Source organism: Pseudoxanthomonas sp. 22568 (genome assembly GCF_052044485.1).
GTDB lineage: Bacteria > Pseudomonadota > Gammaproteobacteria > Xanthomonadales > Xanthomonadaceae > Pseudoxanthomonas_A > Pseudoxanthomonas_A beigongshangi.
On record NZ_JBQENC010000004.1, the window covers coordinates 98881 to 112613 of the forward strand.

Sequence of the window (13733 nt, forward strand, 5' to 3'; positions counted from 1 at the left end):
TATTTCCCTTTCGGGTGTTGTATTCGCCGCCCTCCCGGCAAAGGTTTTTGCCGGTTGTCCTCCGATGATGGGACAAAATAAAACCACCGGAATGACTGAGGTGGTGTTGCTGTATGGGAGGTTCTGAACTCCTGATGCCGGAGTCTGCCGATGTGGTTGCGTGGTGTCGACTAACTTTGAGCGTTTTGGCTTCAGTGTTTCTGGGGTCACTTTCTTGGTTTGGTGGAAGCGTGGTGCGTTGGTGTGTGGGGTAGTGAGTAGCGATGGTTGTTGGTGCTGGGAACAGACGCTTCCCAACAGTCAAACGGCAAGAGCAAATCCCCCTCGGTCCCCCTTTTGACCAGCCATTCGGCTGTTGAGAAGCATTTCAAAGGGGGAGGCAAAGGCAGTCATCAGGAGGGAGGCAGGACCGGAATGCGTCGTATCGGACCCACAAACCATCACGCCACCCGAAGGTGGCGTGATGGCTGTTGCGACGAGGACGGTTGCGCTTACTTGGAAGGGGCGGTGAGGCCGCGCTTTTCCAGCAGGGGTTCGATCTTGGGATCGTGGCCGGCGAAGTCGTGGAACAGCTTCATCGCATCCACGCTGCCGCCGCGCGAGAGCAGGGTCTTGCGGAAGTGGTCGCCGTTCTCGCGGGTCAGGCCGCCGTGCTGCTTGAACCATTCCACGCTGTTGGCGTCCAGCACTTCGGACCAGATGTAGGCGTAGTAGCCGGCCGAGTAGCCGCCCATGATGTGGCTGAAGTAGGGCGTGCGGTAACGCGGCGGGACCGGCTTGTAGTCGATCTTGTCGGCGGCCAGTGCGTCGGCCTCGAACTTCACCACGCCGTCGGCGGCGGGCACCTTGTCGGCGCCGATCTGGTGCCAGCGCTGGTCCAGCATGGCCGCGCCGAGGTACTCGGTGGTGGCGAAGCCCTGGTTGAACTTGGACGCGGCGATGACCTTGTCCAGCAGCGCCTGCGGCATCGCTTCGCCGGTCTGGTAATGCTTGGCGTAGTTCTTCAGCACCGACGGCCAGTCCGCCCACATCTCGTTGACCTGCGAGGGGTACTCGACGAAGTCGCGCGGCACGCTGGTGCCGCTGAAGTAGGGGTACTGCACGTTGGAGAACATGCCGTGCAGCGCATGGCCGAACTCGTGGAACGCGGTGGTCACTTCATCCCAGGTCAGCAGGGTCGGCTGGCCGGCCGGCGGCTTGGGGATGTTGAGATGGTTGGCGACCACCGGCTTGAAGCCGGTCATGCCGGACTGCGAGACGTAGGAGTTCATCCACGCGCCGCCGCGCTTGGAATCGCGCGCGTACATGTCGGCGATGAAGATCGCCAGCTGGGTGCCGTCGGCGTTGTACACGTCGTACACGGTGGTGTCCGGGTGGTACAGCGGCAGGTCGGTGCGCTTCTTGAAGGTCAGGCCGTAGAGCTGGTTGGCGGCGTAGAACACGCCGTTTTCCAGCACGTTGGTCAGTTCGAAATACGGCTTGAGCTGCGACTCGTCGAAGTTGTACTTGGCGGTGCGGACCTTCTCGGTATAGAACGACCAGTCCCACGGCGCCAGTTGGAACGTCGGCTGGCCCTTGGCCTTCTGCTCCTGATCGATCATCGCCTGCAGATCGGCGGCTTCGCGCTGGGCGTTGGCGACCGCGGCCGGCGCCAGCTTGCCGAGCATGGCGTTGACCGCCTGCGGGGTCTTGGCGGTCTCGTCTTCCAGCACGTAGGTGGCGTGGTCCGGATAGCCCAGCAGCTTGGCGCGATCGGCGCGCAGCTTCATGATGGTGGCGATGAGTTCGCGGTTGTCGTACTTGCCGCCGCGACTGCCGCGCGAAACGGATGCCTCGTGCAGGCGCTGGCGCAGGGCGCGATCGGTCAGCTGCGACTCGGCGGGTTGGCCGGTGGTGTTGAGCAGGGTCAGCACGTACTTGCCGGCCAGGCCGCGCGCCTTGGCGACATCGGCGGCGGTGGCGATCTGCTGTTCGGTCAGGCCGTCCAGCTGTTTGACGTCATCGACCACCACGGCCGAATCGTTGACCTCGGCCAGCACGTTCTGGCTGAACTGGGTGCCCAGCTTGGCCAACTGGCCGTTCATGCCCTTCAGGGTGGCCTTGTCGGCGTCGGACAGCTTGGCGCCGGCGCGGACGAAATCGGTGTGGTACTTCTCGACCAGGCGCACGCCCTCGGCGTCCAGGCCCAGGCCGGCGCGCTGGTCGTACAGCTTCTGGATGCGCGCGAACAGCTTGCCGTTGAGGTAGATGGCGTCGCGGTGGGCGGCGAACTTGCCGGAATAGTCGGCCTGCAGCTTCTCGCGGGCGTCGTTGGTGTCGGCGCCGACCAGGTTGTAGAACACGGTCTGGGCGCGGTCGAGCACGCGGCCGCTCTTTTCCATCGCCAGGATGGTGTTGTCGAAGCTCGGCGCGGCGCCGTTGTTGGCGATGGCGTCGATTTCCTTCAGTTGCTCGGTCATGCCGGCGTCGAAGGCGGGGGCGAAGTCGGCGTCCTTGATCTTGTCGAACTGCGGGTAGTGCAGCGGCAGCGGACTGTCGGCGAAGAAGGGATTGGCGGCCTTGGCGGCTTCGGCGGTGGGGGCCGCGGTCTGGCTGTAGGCGGGCATGGCGAGTCCAAGGGTCGCGGCAAGCGCGAGGGCGAGGCGGGTGGTCATTGGGGTGCAGCTTCCTGACAGATAGGGCTTTTGGCAGGGTAACCCAAGCCCCGGGGCGGGGGCTCGTGACGAAAGGCATGTGCCGGGCGGGGCGGTTCTGTGCTGGCTACAGCGTCTCGAACTCGCGTGCGATCCAGCTCACGTGGTAGAGCAGGCCCAGCACCGCGAAGGCGGCGTGATAGCGCGGATTGCGGGTCCACATGGCGATCAGGCTGCCGGTGATGTAGGCGAGGTTGCGGAACACGTATTCGGGCCCGAAGCTGCGGAAGTAGGCCTCGCCCTTGATCCAGGTGTCGAGGAAGTCGACCGCGAACACCAGCGCCAGCAGGCCGAAGAACCATTTCCGCCGGTCGTAGAAGTAATTGCGGTAGCTGGCGTAGCCGTCCAGGTTCTCCGGGAAGATCAGCGCGCACAGCAGGTATTGCATCAGCGCGTACAGGGCCACGAAGAAATAGAGGTTGAAGCTCCAGTGCACCAGATGGCTGAGGCGGAACTCCCACCACCAGAACAGCAGCAGGTACGAGAACACGAACGTGGCCCAGCACAGGTGCACCCAGTAGATCTGGCAATGGCGCGGGCGCTCGATGATGCGGGCGAAGTGGCGCAGCAGGTGGGTCAGGCCCAGGCCGACCACCATGCCCAGCAGTACGCGTACGTGCAGGTAGACGGTGGCCATCGAGGCGGCGTCGGGTGCATGGGGCGAAAGCTGCATTCCGTGTTCCCCGGCGGAAGCGACGGCCAAGGCTAGCGCATCTGCGCCGGCCCCGCACAAGGCGTCGCCACCGGCGAAAACGCTTGCCCCCGGCTGGCCCCGGGTGTCTCATATCCGTGTTTCCGGAGACCCGCCATGACCACCGCCTACGATTTTTCCGCCACCGACATCGATGGCCAGTCCCGCTCGCTGGCCGAGTACCGTGGCAAGCCGTTGCTGATCGTCAATGTGGCGTCGAAATGCGGCTTCACCCCGCAGTACACCGGGCTGGAAAAGCTGTGGCGCGACTACCGGGATCAGGGATTGGTGGTGCTGGGCTTCCCGTGTGATCAGTTCGGTCATCAGGAGCCGGGCGACGAAGCCGAGATCCGCAATTTCTGCTCGCTCAACTACGACGTGAGCTTCCCGATGTTCGCCAAGATCGACGTCAACGGGGACGGTGCGCATCCGTTGTGGAAGTGGCTGAAGCAGGAGAAGAGTGGGCTGCTCGGCATTTCGGCAATCAAATGGAACTTCAGCAAGTTCCTGGTCGGCCGCGATGGCAAGGTGATCAAGCGCTATGCGCCGACCGACACGCCGGAATCGCTGGCTGGCGACATCGAGGCCGCGCTGGCCGGATAGATGGACGCGCACGAGGCTTCACCGCCGTTCCGCATCGAGTTCAGTCCCGCCGACTACGGACTGAAGGCGCACGTGAAGGGCGTCAACGGCACGCTGGAAACCACGCTGGCGTACTGGCGCCGGATTGCGGTGGAGGTGCGGCGCGTGCGGCCGGCGGGCCTGCTGGTGGTCGACGACATGGAAGGCGAGCCGCCGCCGCCGGAACAGCTGGTGCAGTTCGTGCAGGCGATGCTGGGCGAGGGCCTGGAAGCGGTGCGGGTGGCCTACGTGGAAAAGCACCTGGAGCAGATTCCGCAGGTGGAACTGGCCAGCATCCTGGCCAACGAGCACGGCTTCCAGGGCCACGTGTTCGACAACGAACGCAGCGCGGTCATCTGGCTGCGCTACGGGGAACGCTAGGGCGGGCCATCGGCCCACCCGGCATCACTTCTCGACGAAGGCGCGCTCGAACACGTATTGGCCGGGCGTGCCGATGCGCGGGGCGGCGGTGAAGCCGCGACCGTCGAGCAGGGCGCGAAAGTCGGCCAGCATCTGCGGGCTGCCGCAGATCATCGCGCGATCCTTTTCCGGATCCAGTGGTTCCAGTCCCAGCGCTGCCATCATTTCGCCACTGGCCATCAGGTCGGTCAGGCGGCCATGGTTGGGGAATGCCTCGCGGCTGACCGCCGGGTAGTACAGCAGCTTCTCGCGGATGATCTCGCCGAGGAATTCGTGCTGCGGCAGTTCCTTCTCGAAGTAATCGCGGTAGGCCAGATCCTGCACGTGGCGGACACCATGGGTGAGGATGACGCGGTCGAAGCGCTCGTAGGTTTCCGGATCCTTGATGATCGACAGCCACGGCGCCAGGCCGGTGCCGGTGCCCAGCAGGTACAGGTTGCGGCCCGGGTGCAGGTCGCTGATCAGCAGGGTGCCGGTGGGCTTGCGGCCGATTACCACGGTGTCGCCAGGCTGGATGTCCTTCAGCCGCGAGGTCAACGGACCGTTGGGCACCTTGATGCTGAAGAATTCGAGCTGTTCTTCCCAGTTGGCGCTGGCGATGGAGTAGGCGCGCAGCAGCGGCTTGCCTTCGGTCTGCAGGCCAATCATCACGAACTGGCCGTTGTCGAAGCGGAAACCGTCGTCGCGGGTGGTGGTGAAGCTGAAGTAGTCGTCGGTCCAGTGACGGACGTCCAGCACCGTCTCGGTGCCAAAAGCGGAGGACATGGGGTGTGGGGCGCTTGATTCGAACCGGCCCATTGTAGCCGACCGCCCCGGCGCGACCTTGATCCAGCGCAACCGGGAAGCGGGGCGGAGGCGGTGACGGCGGGCCCGTCAGTCGGCCTTCGCGCGTCGGCCGCGCCGGTGGAAGTAGAGCTGCTCGGCGACGCGGCGCAGCGGCGGTGACTTCAGCAGCAGGTCGAACGGCCAGTCCCACTGTGCGTGGTCGAAGGCCCAGCGCAGGGCGCGCTTGCGCCGCCAGGCCGGAATCGCGCGGATGGCCGAGGCCTGCGGAGGCACTCCGGAGCGAAGGGACCGCACCAGCGCGCGGCCGACCTCGGCGCCGTGGCGCAGCCCGGCATGAATGCCGCCGGCGGTGACCGGCGAGACCACGCCGGCGGCATCGCCGGCAAGCAGCAGGTTGCCGCGCAGGCGGTCGCGGACCGGGCCGCCGCAGGGAATCAGTCCCGCGCGGATGCTGTCCGGCCGGCGGTCGGCGGCCAGCCCGCTGAGCGATGCGACCTGGGCCAGGAAGCCGCGCAGATCCGGTGGCGCGATCCTGCCACGGCGCTGGCGATGCGCCAGGCCGGCCTGCACGCCAGTCGGGGTCTGCGCGATCCAGCCGATGTAGCCCGGCGCCCAGCGTCGGCTGATGAAACAGTGCAGCGCATCGGGCGTGCGCAGGGCGCCGCCGTCGAACTCGTATTCGATGCCGTACAGGAAATCGCGAACCCGGCCCAGGCCGAGGTGCTCGGCCACGCGTGAGCGCGCGCCATCGGCGCCGACCAGATAGCGGCAGTCGCCGATGCCGGGCAGATGCCAGCCGTCCGGCGTGGGGGTGGCATCGCGGAAGCTGCAGGCCAGCCGCAGTTCCACGCCGGCAGCCACGCTGCGCTGTCCCAGCCAGCGCATCAACGCGGGCGTATCGGTGGTGAAGAAGCGATAGCCCGGGGCGGACAGATCTACGCTCTCCAGGGATGGCGCATACAGGCGGACTTTCGGTACCGCGTGCAGCAGGCCGGCGGGAATGCCGGCGAACAGTTCGCACTCCAGCGCTTCCGGCACCAGGATGCCGGTGGTGTGCAGGCGTTCGCCCAGATCGCGCTTGCGATCGATCACGCAGACACGGAATCCGGCCGCCGCGATTTCGCGGGCGCAGGCCAGGCCGGCAAAGCCGGCGCCGACCACGATGACGTCATGGTTTCCGTTGTGCACGTATGGCCGTCCGCATGAGGGGGACGGCGAGCATCCGCGAGGCGCGCGGGAGGACGATGAAGTGGCGGTGAAGCGAGCCGTCGTCGCTTGCGACGGCCCGCGCCATCATCGAGTGTGGCGTGCGAAACCGGTTATGCGAACAGGAAAAAGAAAAGGCGCCCTTGGGCGCCTTCTCGATTCGCATCAGCCGTGATGACCGCCGCCGCCGCCGCCGCGCGGGCGATTGCCACCGCCGCCGGGACGACCGCCCGGACCGCGGCCACCGGCCGGACGACCACCGCCGGGACGGCCACCCGGACGCGGGCCGGCGTTCTGCGGACGGTTGCCGCCGCCGCCGGGACGACCACCCTGCGGGCGCGGACCACGCGGCTGCCCGTACGGGCTGAAGCCACCGGGCGTGGCGTGATCGGAGGGGAAGCTCGGTGCGTTGCCGGGGTGGCCGTACGGACGTGCCGCACGCTGCGGCTTGCCGGCACCACCGCCCGCACCGCCGCCGCCAGGACCACGCGGACCGCGCGGGCCACGCGATTCACCGCCGAAGCCGCCGTATTCGTTGCCGAAGCCGGCACCGCCCTGCGGACGGTTGCCGCCACGCTTGCCGGCACCGCCGCCGCCCGGACCCTTGCGGCCGGGACCGGCGTTGCGGTGCCCGGTCGGACCGGTATCGACGCCTTCCGGCACGTACCAGCTGCGGAACGCGGCCGGATTGCCATCCGGCAACGGCTTGGGACCCTTCATCTTGCGCTGCTTGAACGGCTTCTGCGCCTGCTTGGCGGCGGCTTCGCCGCTGACCGTCAGGCCGCCGTGCGGCTTCTTGCCGCGACCACGGCCGCGATCCTCGCGCACGTGATCGAAGCGACGCAGTTCGCGGCCTTCGTCGGCGGTGTTGTGGCCGTTGACGTAACCCTGGCTGCGGCCTTCGCGCGAGACGTGCACGGTGGACTTGGCGGCGCGGCGCTGGCCGATCACCGGTTGCAGCGTCAGCGCGGCGGGCGCGCCGTCTTCCAGGCCCAGTTCCTTGCGCAGTGCTTCGACCTGGGCGTCGGACAGTTCCTGCGACTGGCCGCGCAGCAGCGGCTGCGGCAGCGAGATACGGCCGTAGCGGGTGCGCTTGAGCCGGCTGACCTGGCAGCCCTGCGATTCCCACAGGCGGCGCACTTCGCGATTGCGGCCTTCCTTGACCACCACGCGGAACCAGTCGTGCGAATCGGTGCCGCCGATGCGTTCGATTTCATCGAACTTGGCCGGACCGTCTTCCAGCGCGACGCCGCGATGCAGGCGATCGACGATGTTGTCCGGTACGGTTTCCTGGCCTTCCGGGGCGCGCACGCGCACCACGTATTCGCGCTCGACCTCGTAGGACGGATGCATCATCGCGTTGGCGAGTTCGCCGTCGGTGGTCAGCAGCAGCAGGCCGGTGGTGTTGATGTCCAGGCGGCCGATGGCGATCCAGCGCGCGCCCTTGAGGACCGGCAGCGCCTCGAACACGGTCGGACGGCCTTCGGGATCCTCGCGGGTGGTCACTTCGCCTTCGGGCTTGTTGTACATCAGCACGCGCGCCGGTTCGGTCAGCGCGCTGGCGACGAACTGGCGACCATCGAGTTCGATTTTGTCGCCGCTCTTGACGCTCATGCCGACCTGGGCGGTCTCGCCGTTGACCTTGACCAGGCCGTCGGCGATGCGTTGCTCCAGCGCGCGGCGCGAGCCCAGTCCGGCCTGCGCCAGCACCTTGTGCAGGCGCTCCTCCAGCTTGTTGGCGGGGGCTTCGGCGGCGGCGTCGCGCTTGAGCGACAGTTTGTTGCGGGGGGTATTGCTCATGATTTCTGCTCCGACGAGGCTTCCGCGTCGTCATCCTGGGTTTCCGGGGAAATATCGGCGTCGCCTTCGCTTTCGTTTGCGGCGGCCGGTTCGTGTGTCTCCGCGTCGTCGTCCTGCGCGGTTTCGATGTCTGTGCGTGCGCCTTCCGTGGCGTCTTCCTGCGGCTGCGCCGGGGCGTCTTCGCCCGGGGCATCCGCTGTTGTCGGGTTGTCTTCGTTCTCGTCACCGGCCCCGGTGTCGAGCGGGGCGGCATCCGCGTCGTCGGCGCCGTCTTCCGCATCGAGGGCGACGCCGGCCGGAACCGGCGCGCCATCCAGCGGCAGCTGCGGTTCCAGTTCGCCGATGTCCTTCAGCTCCGACAGCGGCGGCAGCTCATCCAGGCGCTTGAGGCCGAAGTAATCCAGGAAGCCCTTGGTGGTGCCGAACAGCGCCGGCCGGCCGGGCACGTCGCGGTGGCCGACCACGCGGATCCACTCGCGCTCTTCCAGCGCCTGGATGATGTTGCTGCTGACCGCCACGCCGCGGACCTGTTCGATCTCGCCGCGGGTGATCGGCTGGCGGTAGGCGATCAGCGCCAGGGTTTCCAGGGTGGCGCGGGTGTACTTGGTCTTGCGCTCGGTCCACAGGCGGGCGACCCAGGCATGCACGTCGGCCTTGACCTGGAAACGGAAGCCGGAGGCCACCTCGACCAGTTCCACGCCGCGGTCGGCGCAGCCGTCGCGCAGTTCCTCCAGCGCGCGTTCGACGCTGCCGGCCGGCGCCGGTTCCTCTTCCGGGAACAGGCCGTGCAACTGGGCCAGCGCCAGCGGCTGGTTGGCCGCCAGCAGGGCGGCTTCGACGATGCGGTTGATGAGCGATTGATCCATTCGAGCGCTTGCGTGGGTTCGGGCGGATGGAAAGGGGACGCGCCGGTCAGGCGTCGTTGGCGGCGGCGTCGCTGTCGTCGAACTCGCTGGAGAACTGCAGCGGTTCGTTGGTGTTGTTCAGCGCCAGCGACTTGACGTAAATCGGCGCCAGTGGGGCTTCCTGCACGATGTCCAGCAACTGCTCCTTGGCCAGCTCCAGCATGGCCAGGAAGGTCACCAGCACGCCCAGCTTGCCTTCCTCGGCGGTGAACATGGACTCGAAGCGGTGGAACCTGCCATCGTCCAGTCGCGCCAGCACGTCGCCCATGCGCTGGCGCACGCTCAGGGCTTCGCGTTTGATGGCGTGGCCGGTGAACAGCTCGGCGCGCTTGAGCACGTCGTGCAGCGCCAGCAGCATTTCCTTCAGCTCCACCGGCGGCGGCAGCTTGACCGCGGCGCGGTCCGGCACGTGCGCCTGCACCGGGGTGGTGTCGCGATCCTGGCGGGGCAGGGTGTCCAGATCCTCGGCGGCCTGCTTGAAGCGTTCGTATTCCTGCAGCCGGCGCACCAGCTCGGCGCGCGGGTCGGTTTCGTCGCCGTCCTCGTTGACCGGCCGCGGCAGCAGCATGCGCGACTTGATCTCGGCCAGGATGGCGGCCATCACCAGGTATTCCGCCGCCAGCTCGAAGCGCAGCTCCTGCATGACATTGATGTAGTCCACGTACTGGCGGGTGATCTCCGCCACCGGGATGTCCAGGATGTCCAGGTTCTGCCGGCGGATCAGGTACAGCAGCAGATCCAGCGGACCTTCGAAGGCATCCAGGATGACTTCCAGCGCGTCCGGCGGGATGTACAGATCCTGGGGAATCTGCAGCACCGGCTGCCCATGCACGACGGCCAGCGGCATTTCCTGCTGCTGCGGGTGCGTGGACTGGCTTGTCGGGGTCGCGTCTTGCGCGAGTTCGGAGCTCATCAAGAAACAGCCGTAGTGCGGGTCACAATGCCTTCGATTGCACGCGCCGCCGCAGGGACGCCATGGTCTTCATTGCCGACCAGGGGCTTGCGGGCGAACGCTTCCGTACAGCAAACATGTCATCACGCCGTAGAGGAGCTCGCCGCGAAAGAGGCGGCGGCCGACAGCGAGGAGGTCGTCGGCGCGGGCGGGTGGTGGCAGCGAATCGATCGTCGTTGGGCGGCTGGCCGGCCGGTCCGGCGCAGTGCCTGGGAAATCCCCTGACGGGCCGCTGCTTCCGGCCGTGCAGTGGAGGCAAGAGTAAGCGCTGCGCCCGGCGCTGTCCAGCACCACCGGGCGGGTGGCCCGTACAATCCGTTCATTCCCGACCCGAGCGAGTGAACCCATGTGGTATGCCATCGAAGGCCATGACACCGAAGGCGCGCTGCCCCGGCGCATGGCCGCCCGTCCCGCCCACCTGGCCCGGCTGACCGCGCTGCGCGACGAGGGCCGCCTGCTGCTGGCCGGTCCGTGCCCGGCCATCGACGCCGACGATCCGGGCGAGGCCGGCTTCAGCGGCAGCATCGTCATCGCCGAGTTCGAGTCGCTGGCCGCGGCCCAGGCCTGGGCGCAGGCCGATCCTTATGTGGAGGCTGGGGTGTACGCGCGGGTCGACGTTCGGCCGTTCCGCAAGGTGCTGCCGTGACCGCCGAGCGGGTCGAGCGCATCCGCCAGGCGCTGGAGCAGGCGTTCCAGCCCGAGCGGCTGGAGGTGGCGGACGACAGCCATCGCCACGTCGGCCATGCCGGCGCCCGCGACGGGCGGGGGCACTTCGACGTCACCATCGTCAGCGCCGCCTTCGCCGGCCGCGCGCCGCTGGCCCGCCACCGGGCGATCTACGCCGCGCTGGGGGAGATGATGACCACCGACATCCACGCCCTGTCCATCCACGCCTCGGCCCCCGGCGAAGCCCGCTGAGCCTCGCGAAGCGTCCACCGCCGGCTCCCCGATCCGGGCCCGGCGGGTAGTTTTGCAGGGTGAACTGAAAACGTTTACATTCCGCCCCTTGTCCATGGGAGGTGGAAACACATGAACAGTCGTACCCGCGCCGGCCAGTCCGCTGGCGCTCGACCGCGCGCGCGCCGCCATGGGTGGCTGGCGGCGGCGATCGCGACGGTGCTGATCGCGCCGGCCGTCGGTGCCCGCACCCCGCAGGCTCCCGCCGGCGAGGCGGCCTTCGTCGAGGCCCTGCTGGCGAAGATGACCGTGGAGGAGAAGCTGGGCCAGCTCAACCAGCCGCCCGGACTGGGCAACGACACCGGTCCGCAGGCGATGGCCGGTGGCGAGGACCAGATCCGCAACGGCGAGATCGGCACCTTCCTGGGCACCCAGGGCGCCGAGCTGACCTGCCGCCTGCAGCGCATCGCGGTCGAGGAATCTCGCCTAGGCATCCCGCTGATGTTCGGCTACGACGTCATCCATGGTTACCGCACCATCTTCCCGGTGCCGCTGGGCGAATCGGCCAGCTTCGATCCGGTCGAAGTCGAGAACGCCGCGCGCGTGGCCGCCTGGGAGGCCGCCGGTTACGGCATCCACTGGACCTACGCGCCGATGGTGGACGTGGCGCGGGATCCGCGCTGGGGCCGCATCGTCGAGGGCGCGGGCGAGGATCCCTACCTGGGCTCGGTGCTGGCGGCGGCGCGCGTGCGCGGCTTCCAGGGCAAGCAACTGGGCAACGGCGACACCCTGCTGGCGACCGCCAAGCATTTCGTCGCCTACGGCGCGGCCGAGGGTGGCCGCGACTACAACATCGCCGACATCTCCGAACGCACCCTGCGCGAGGTGTACCTGCCGCCGTTCAAGGCCGCGGTGGACGCGGGCGCGGAGTCGGTGATGGCTTCGTTCAACGAAGTCGGCGGCGTGCCGATGCATGCCAACGGCGATCTGATCAACGACGTCCTGCGCAAGGAATGGGGCTGGGACGGCCTGCTGGTCAGCGATTACACCGGCGTCGAGGAACTGATCAAGCACGGCGTGGCCGGCAATCGCACCGACGCGGGCGTGCTGGGCCTTCGCGCGGGCGTGGACATCGACATGGTCAGCCGCATCTACGTGAAGGAGCTGCCGGCGGCGGTGAAGGCCGGCAAGCTGCCGATCGCCACCGTGGACGAGTCGGTGCGCCGGGTGCTGCGCGCCAAGTACCGGATGGGCCTGTTCGAGGATCCGTACCGCTACTGCGATGTCGAGCGCGAGAAGGCGCGCACCTTGACCGCCGACAGCCGCAAGGCCGCGCGCGAGATGGCGCGCAAGTCGATGGTGCTGCTGGACAACACCGGCGGCGTGTTGCCGCTGGACAAGCAGAAGGTGAAGACGCTGGCGGTCATCGGCCCGCTGGCGGACCTGCGCCGGGCGATGCTGGGCAACTGGGCCGGCGCCGGCCGCGACGAGGACGCGATCACGCCGCTGGCGGGCATCCGCGCGGCGGTGGGGTCGGGCATCCAAGTCGTGTACGTCGAAGGCACCACGCTGGAAGGCGGCGAGACCACCGGCATTGCCGAGGCGGTGAAGGCGGCCCAGCAGGCCGACGCGGTGCTGCTGTTCCTGGGCGAGCATCCGGACATGAGCGCCGAAGCGCGCAACCGCACCTCGCTGGATCTGCCGGGTGCCCAGCAGGCGCTGGCCGATGCGGTGGCCAAGGTCGGCAAGCCGACCGCGGCGGTGCTGCTCAACGGTCGTCCGCTGTCGATCGGTCCGCTGCGCGAACGCGTGCCGGCGATCCTGGAAGCGTGGTTCCCGGGCGTGGAGGGCGGCAACGCCATCGCCGACGTGGTGTTCGGCGACTTCAACCCGGCCGGCAAGCTGCCGGTGACCTTCCCGCGCACCGTCGGCCAGGTACCGATCTACTACGCGCACAAGAACACCGGCCGTCCGCCGAGCGAGACCGAGCGCTACACCTCCAAGTACATCGACGTGCCGTGGACGCCGCTGTACGCCTTCGGTCATGGCCTGAGCTATACGACGTTCCAGTACGGCGGCCTGGCGGTGAAGCATCCGCGCATCGCCACCGACGGCAGTCAGGAAGTCAGCGTGACCGTGACCAACACCGGCAAGCGTGCCGGCGCCGAAGTGGTGCAGCTGTACGTGCGCGACGACGTCGCCTCGGTGACCCGTCCGGTCAAGCTGCTGCGCGGTTTCGAGCGCGTCGAGCTGGCGCCGGGACAGTCGAAGACGCTGACCTTCAAGCTGGGCTTCGAGGATCTGGCGATGTACGACGCGGCCATGAAGCGGGTGGTGGAACCCGGCAGTTTCACCGTGTTCGCTGGTGGCAATTCGGTGGATACGCTGGAAGCGAAGTTCGAGGTGACCGCGAAGTGAGCTAAGGCTCGCCGCCATTTCCGCGTTACCAGAGACGCGCGCTGCCCATCGGCTGCGCGCGTTTTTTTATGGCAAGGATGGGCCTTGGCCCGCCCCGTCACGTCGCGCCGTGCCGCCTTTCGGGCAAGGCCTCGGGAGGTTTGCCGTTATTCCGGCGAACACTGGACTCCATCCGGTCCCTGGGGCAGGAAATGGCCGGCCAGCGCGAACAGCGGCAGGGACCACGGCGTTGCCGGGACGATGATGTGCAGGCTGGAAAAGGCATCCCGGCCAATCCAAGTCCCGATTTGTCCAGGCGCTGTCCCGGGATGGTCAGGAAAGCGTCACGTCAGCGCATTTCTATT

At 67.7% G+C, this 13733-nt stretch carries 11 protein-coding genes and 1 pseudogene; 5 read left to right on the forward strand and 7 right to left on the reverse strand.

Annotated features, from left to right (window positions below; genetic code table 11):
- Nucleotides 1–491: 491 nt before the first annotated feature.
- Complete coding sequence (locus tag ACTJI2_RS06410; RefSeq protein WP_440841488.1) at nucleotides 492–2654, reverse strand: M3 family metallopeptidase; 2163 nt, start codon at nucleotides 2652–2654, stop codon at nucleotides 492–494.
- A gap of 106 nt (nucleotides 2655–2760) precedes the next feature.
- Nucleotides 2761–3366, reverse strand: a complete 606-nt coding sequence (locus tag ACTJI2_RS06415) for a hypothetical protein (RefSeq protein WP_440841489.1) — start codon at nucleotides 3364–3366, stop codon at nucleotides 2761–2763.
- A 135-nt stretch (nucleotides 3367–3501) separates the two neighbouring features.
- Between ACTJI2_RS06415 and ACTJI2_RS06420 the strand changes: the two genes are divergently transcribed.
- Together ACTJI2_RS06420 and ACTJI2_RS06425 are read left to right on the forward strand one after the other, a co-directional pair.
- Nucleotides 3502–3987: a glutathione peroxidase gene (locus ACTJI2_RS06420; RefSeq protein ID WP_192197692.1), complete on the forward strand. Its 486-nt coding sequence runs from the start codon at nucleotides 3502–3504 to the stop codon at nucleotides 3985–3987.
- Entirely contained in the window at nucleotides 3988–4386 is a 399-nt protein-coding gene (locus tag ACTJI2_RS06425) for a hypothetical protein (protein WP_183641948.1), read from the forward strand. It begins immediately after the preceding gene.
- Between the two features lie 24 nt (nucleotides 4387–4410).
- On the opposite strand, the gene ACTJI2_RS06430 is transcribed toward ACTJI2_RS06425, so the two are convergent.
- From ACTJI2_RS06430 to ACTJI2_RS06450, 5 genes and pseudogenes are all read right to left on the reverse strand, one after another.
- On the reverse strand, nucleotides 4411–5190 hold the full coding sequence (locus ACTJI2_RS06430) for a ferredoxin--NADP reductase (RefSeq protein ID WP_192197694.1): 780 nt from the start codon (nucleotides 5188–5190) through the stop codon (nucleotides 4411–4413).
- A 108-nt stretch (nucleotides 5191–5298) separates the two neighbouring features.
- A complete protein-coding gene (locus tag ACTJI2_RS06435; protein WP_192197695.1) occupies nucleotides 5299–6399 on the reverse strand; it encodes an FAD-dependent oxidoreductase in 1101 nt (366 codons plus the stop codon).
- A gap of 183 nt (nucleotides 6400–6582) precedes the next feature.
- Nucleotides 6583–8217, reverse strand: coding sequence for a pseudouridine synthase (locus ACTJI2_RS06440; RefSeq protein ID WP_183641937.1), 1635 nt, complete (start codon nucleotides 8215–8217; stop codon nucleotides 6583–6585).
- Between the two features lie 32 nt (nucleotides 8218–8249).
- Nucleotides 8250–9083, reverse strand: a pseudogene (gene scpB / locus ACTJI2_RS06445) (SMC-Scp complex subunit ScpB); the annotation flags it as partial.
- Between the two features lie 46 nt (nucleotides 9084–9129).
- On the reverse strand, nucleotides 9130–10035 hold the full coding sequence (locus ACTJI2_RS06450; RefSeq protein WP_141453123.1) for a segregation and condensation protein A: 906 nt from the start codon (nucleotides 10033–10035) through the stop codon (nucleotides 9130–9132).
- 385 nt (nucleotides 10036–10420) lie between these two features.
- Between ACTJI2_RS06450 and ACTJI2_RS06455 the strand changes: the two genes are divergently transcribed.
- The 3 genes from ACTJI2_RS06455 (at nucleotide 10421) to ACTJI2_RS06465 (ending at nucleotide 13389) form a co-directional block, all read left to right on the forward strand.
- Nucleotides 10421–10720 (forward strand): YciI family protein, encoded by a 300-nt coding sequence (locus ACTJI2_RS06455; RefSeq protein ID WP_318288922.1) that lies wholly within the window; start codon nucleotides 10421–10423, stop codon nucleotides 10718–10720.
- Entirely contained in the window at nucleotides 10717–10992 is a 276-nt protein-coding gene (locus ACTJI2_RS06460; RefSeq protein WP_183641928.1) for a BolA family protein, read from the forward strand. The genes ACTJI2_RS06455 and ACTJI2_RS06460 overlap by 4 nt, the downstream gene beginning before the upstream one ends.
- Nucleotides 10993–11103: 111 nt before the next feature.
- On the forward strand, nucleotides 11104–13389 hold the full coding sequence (locus ACTJI2_RS06465) for a glycoside hydrolase family 3 N-terminal domain-containing protein (RefSeq protein WP_318288923.1): 2286 nt from the start codon (nucleotides 11104–11106) through the stop codon (nucleotides 13387–13389).
- Nucleotides 13390–13733 lie beyond the last annotated feature (344 nt).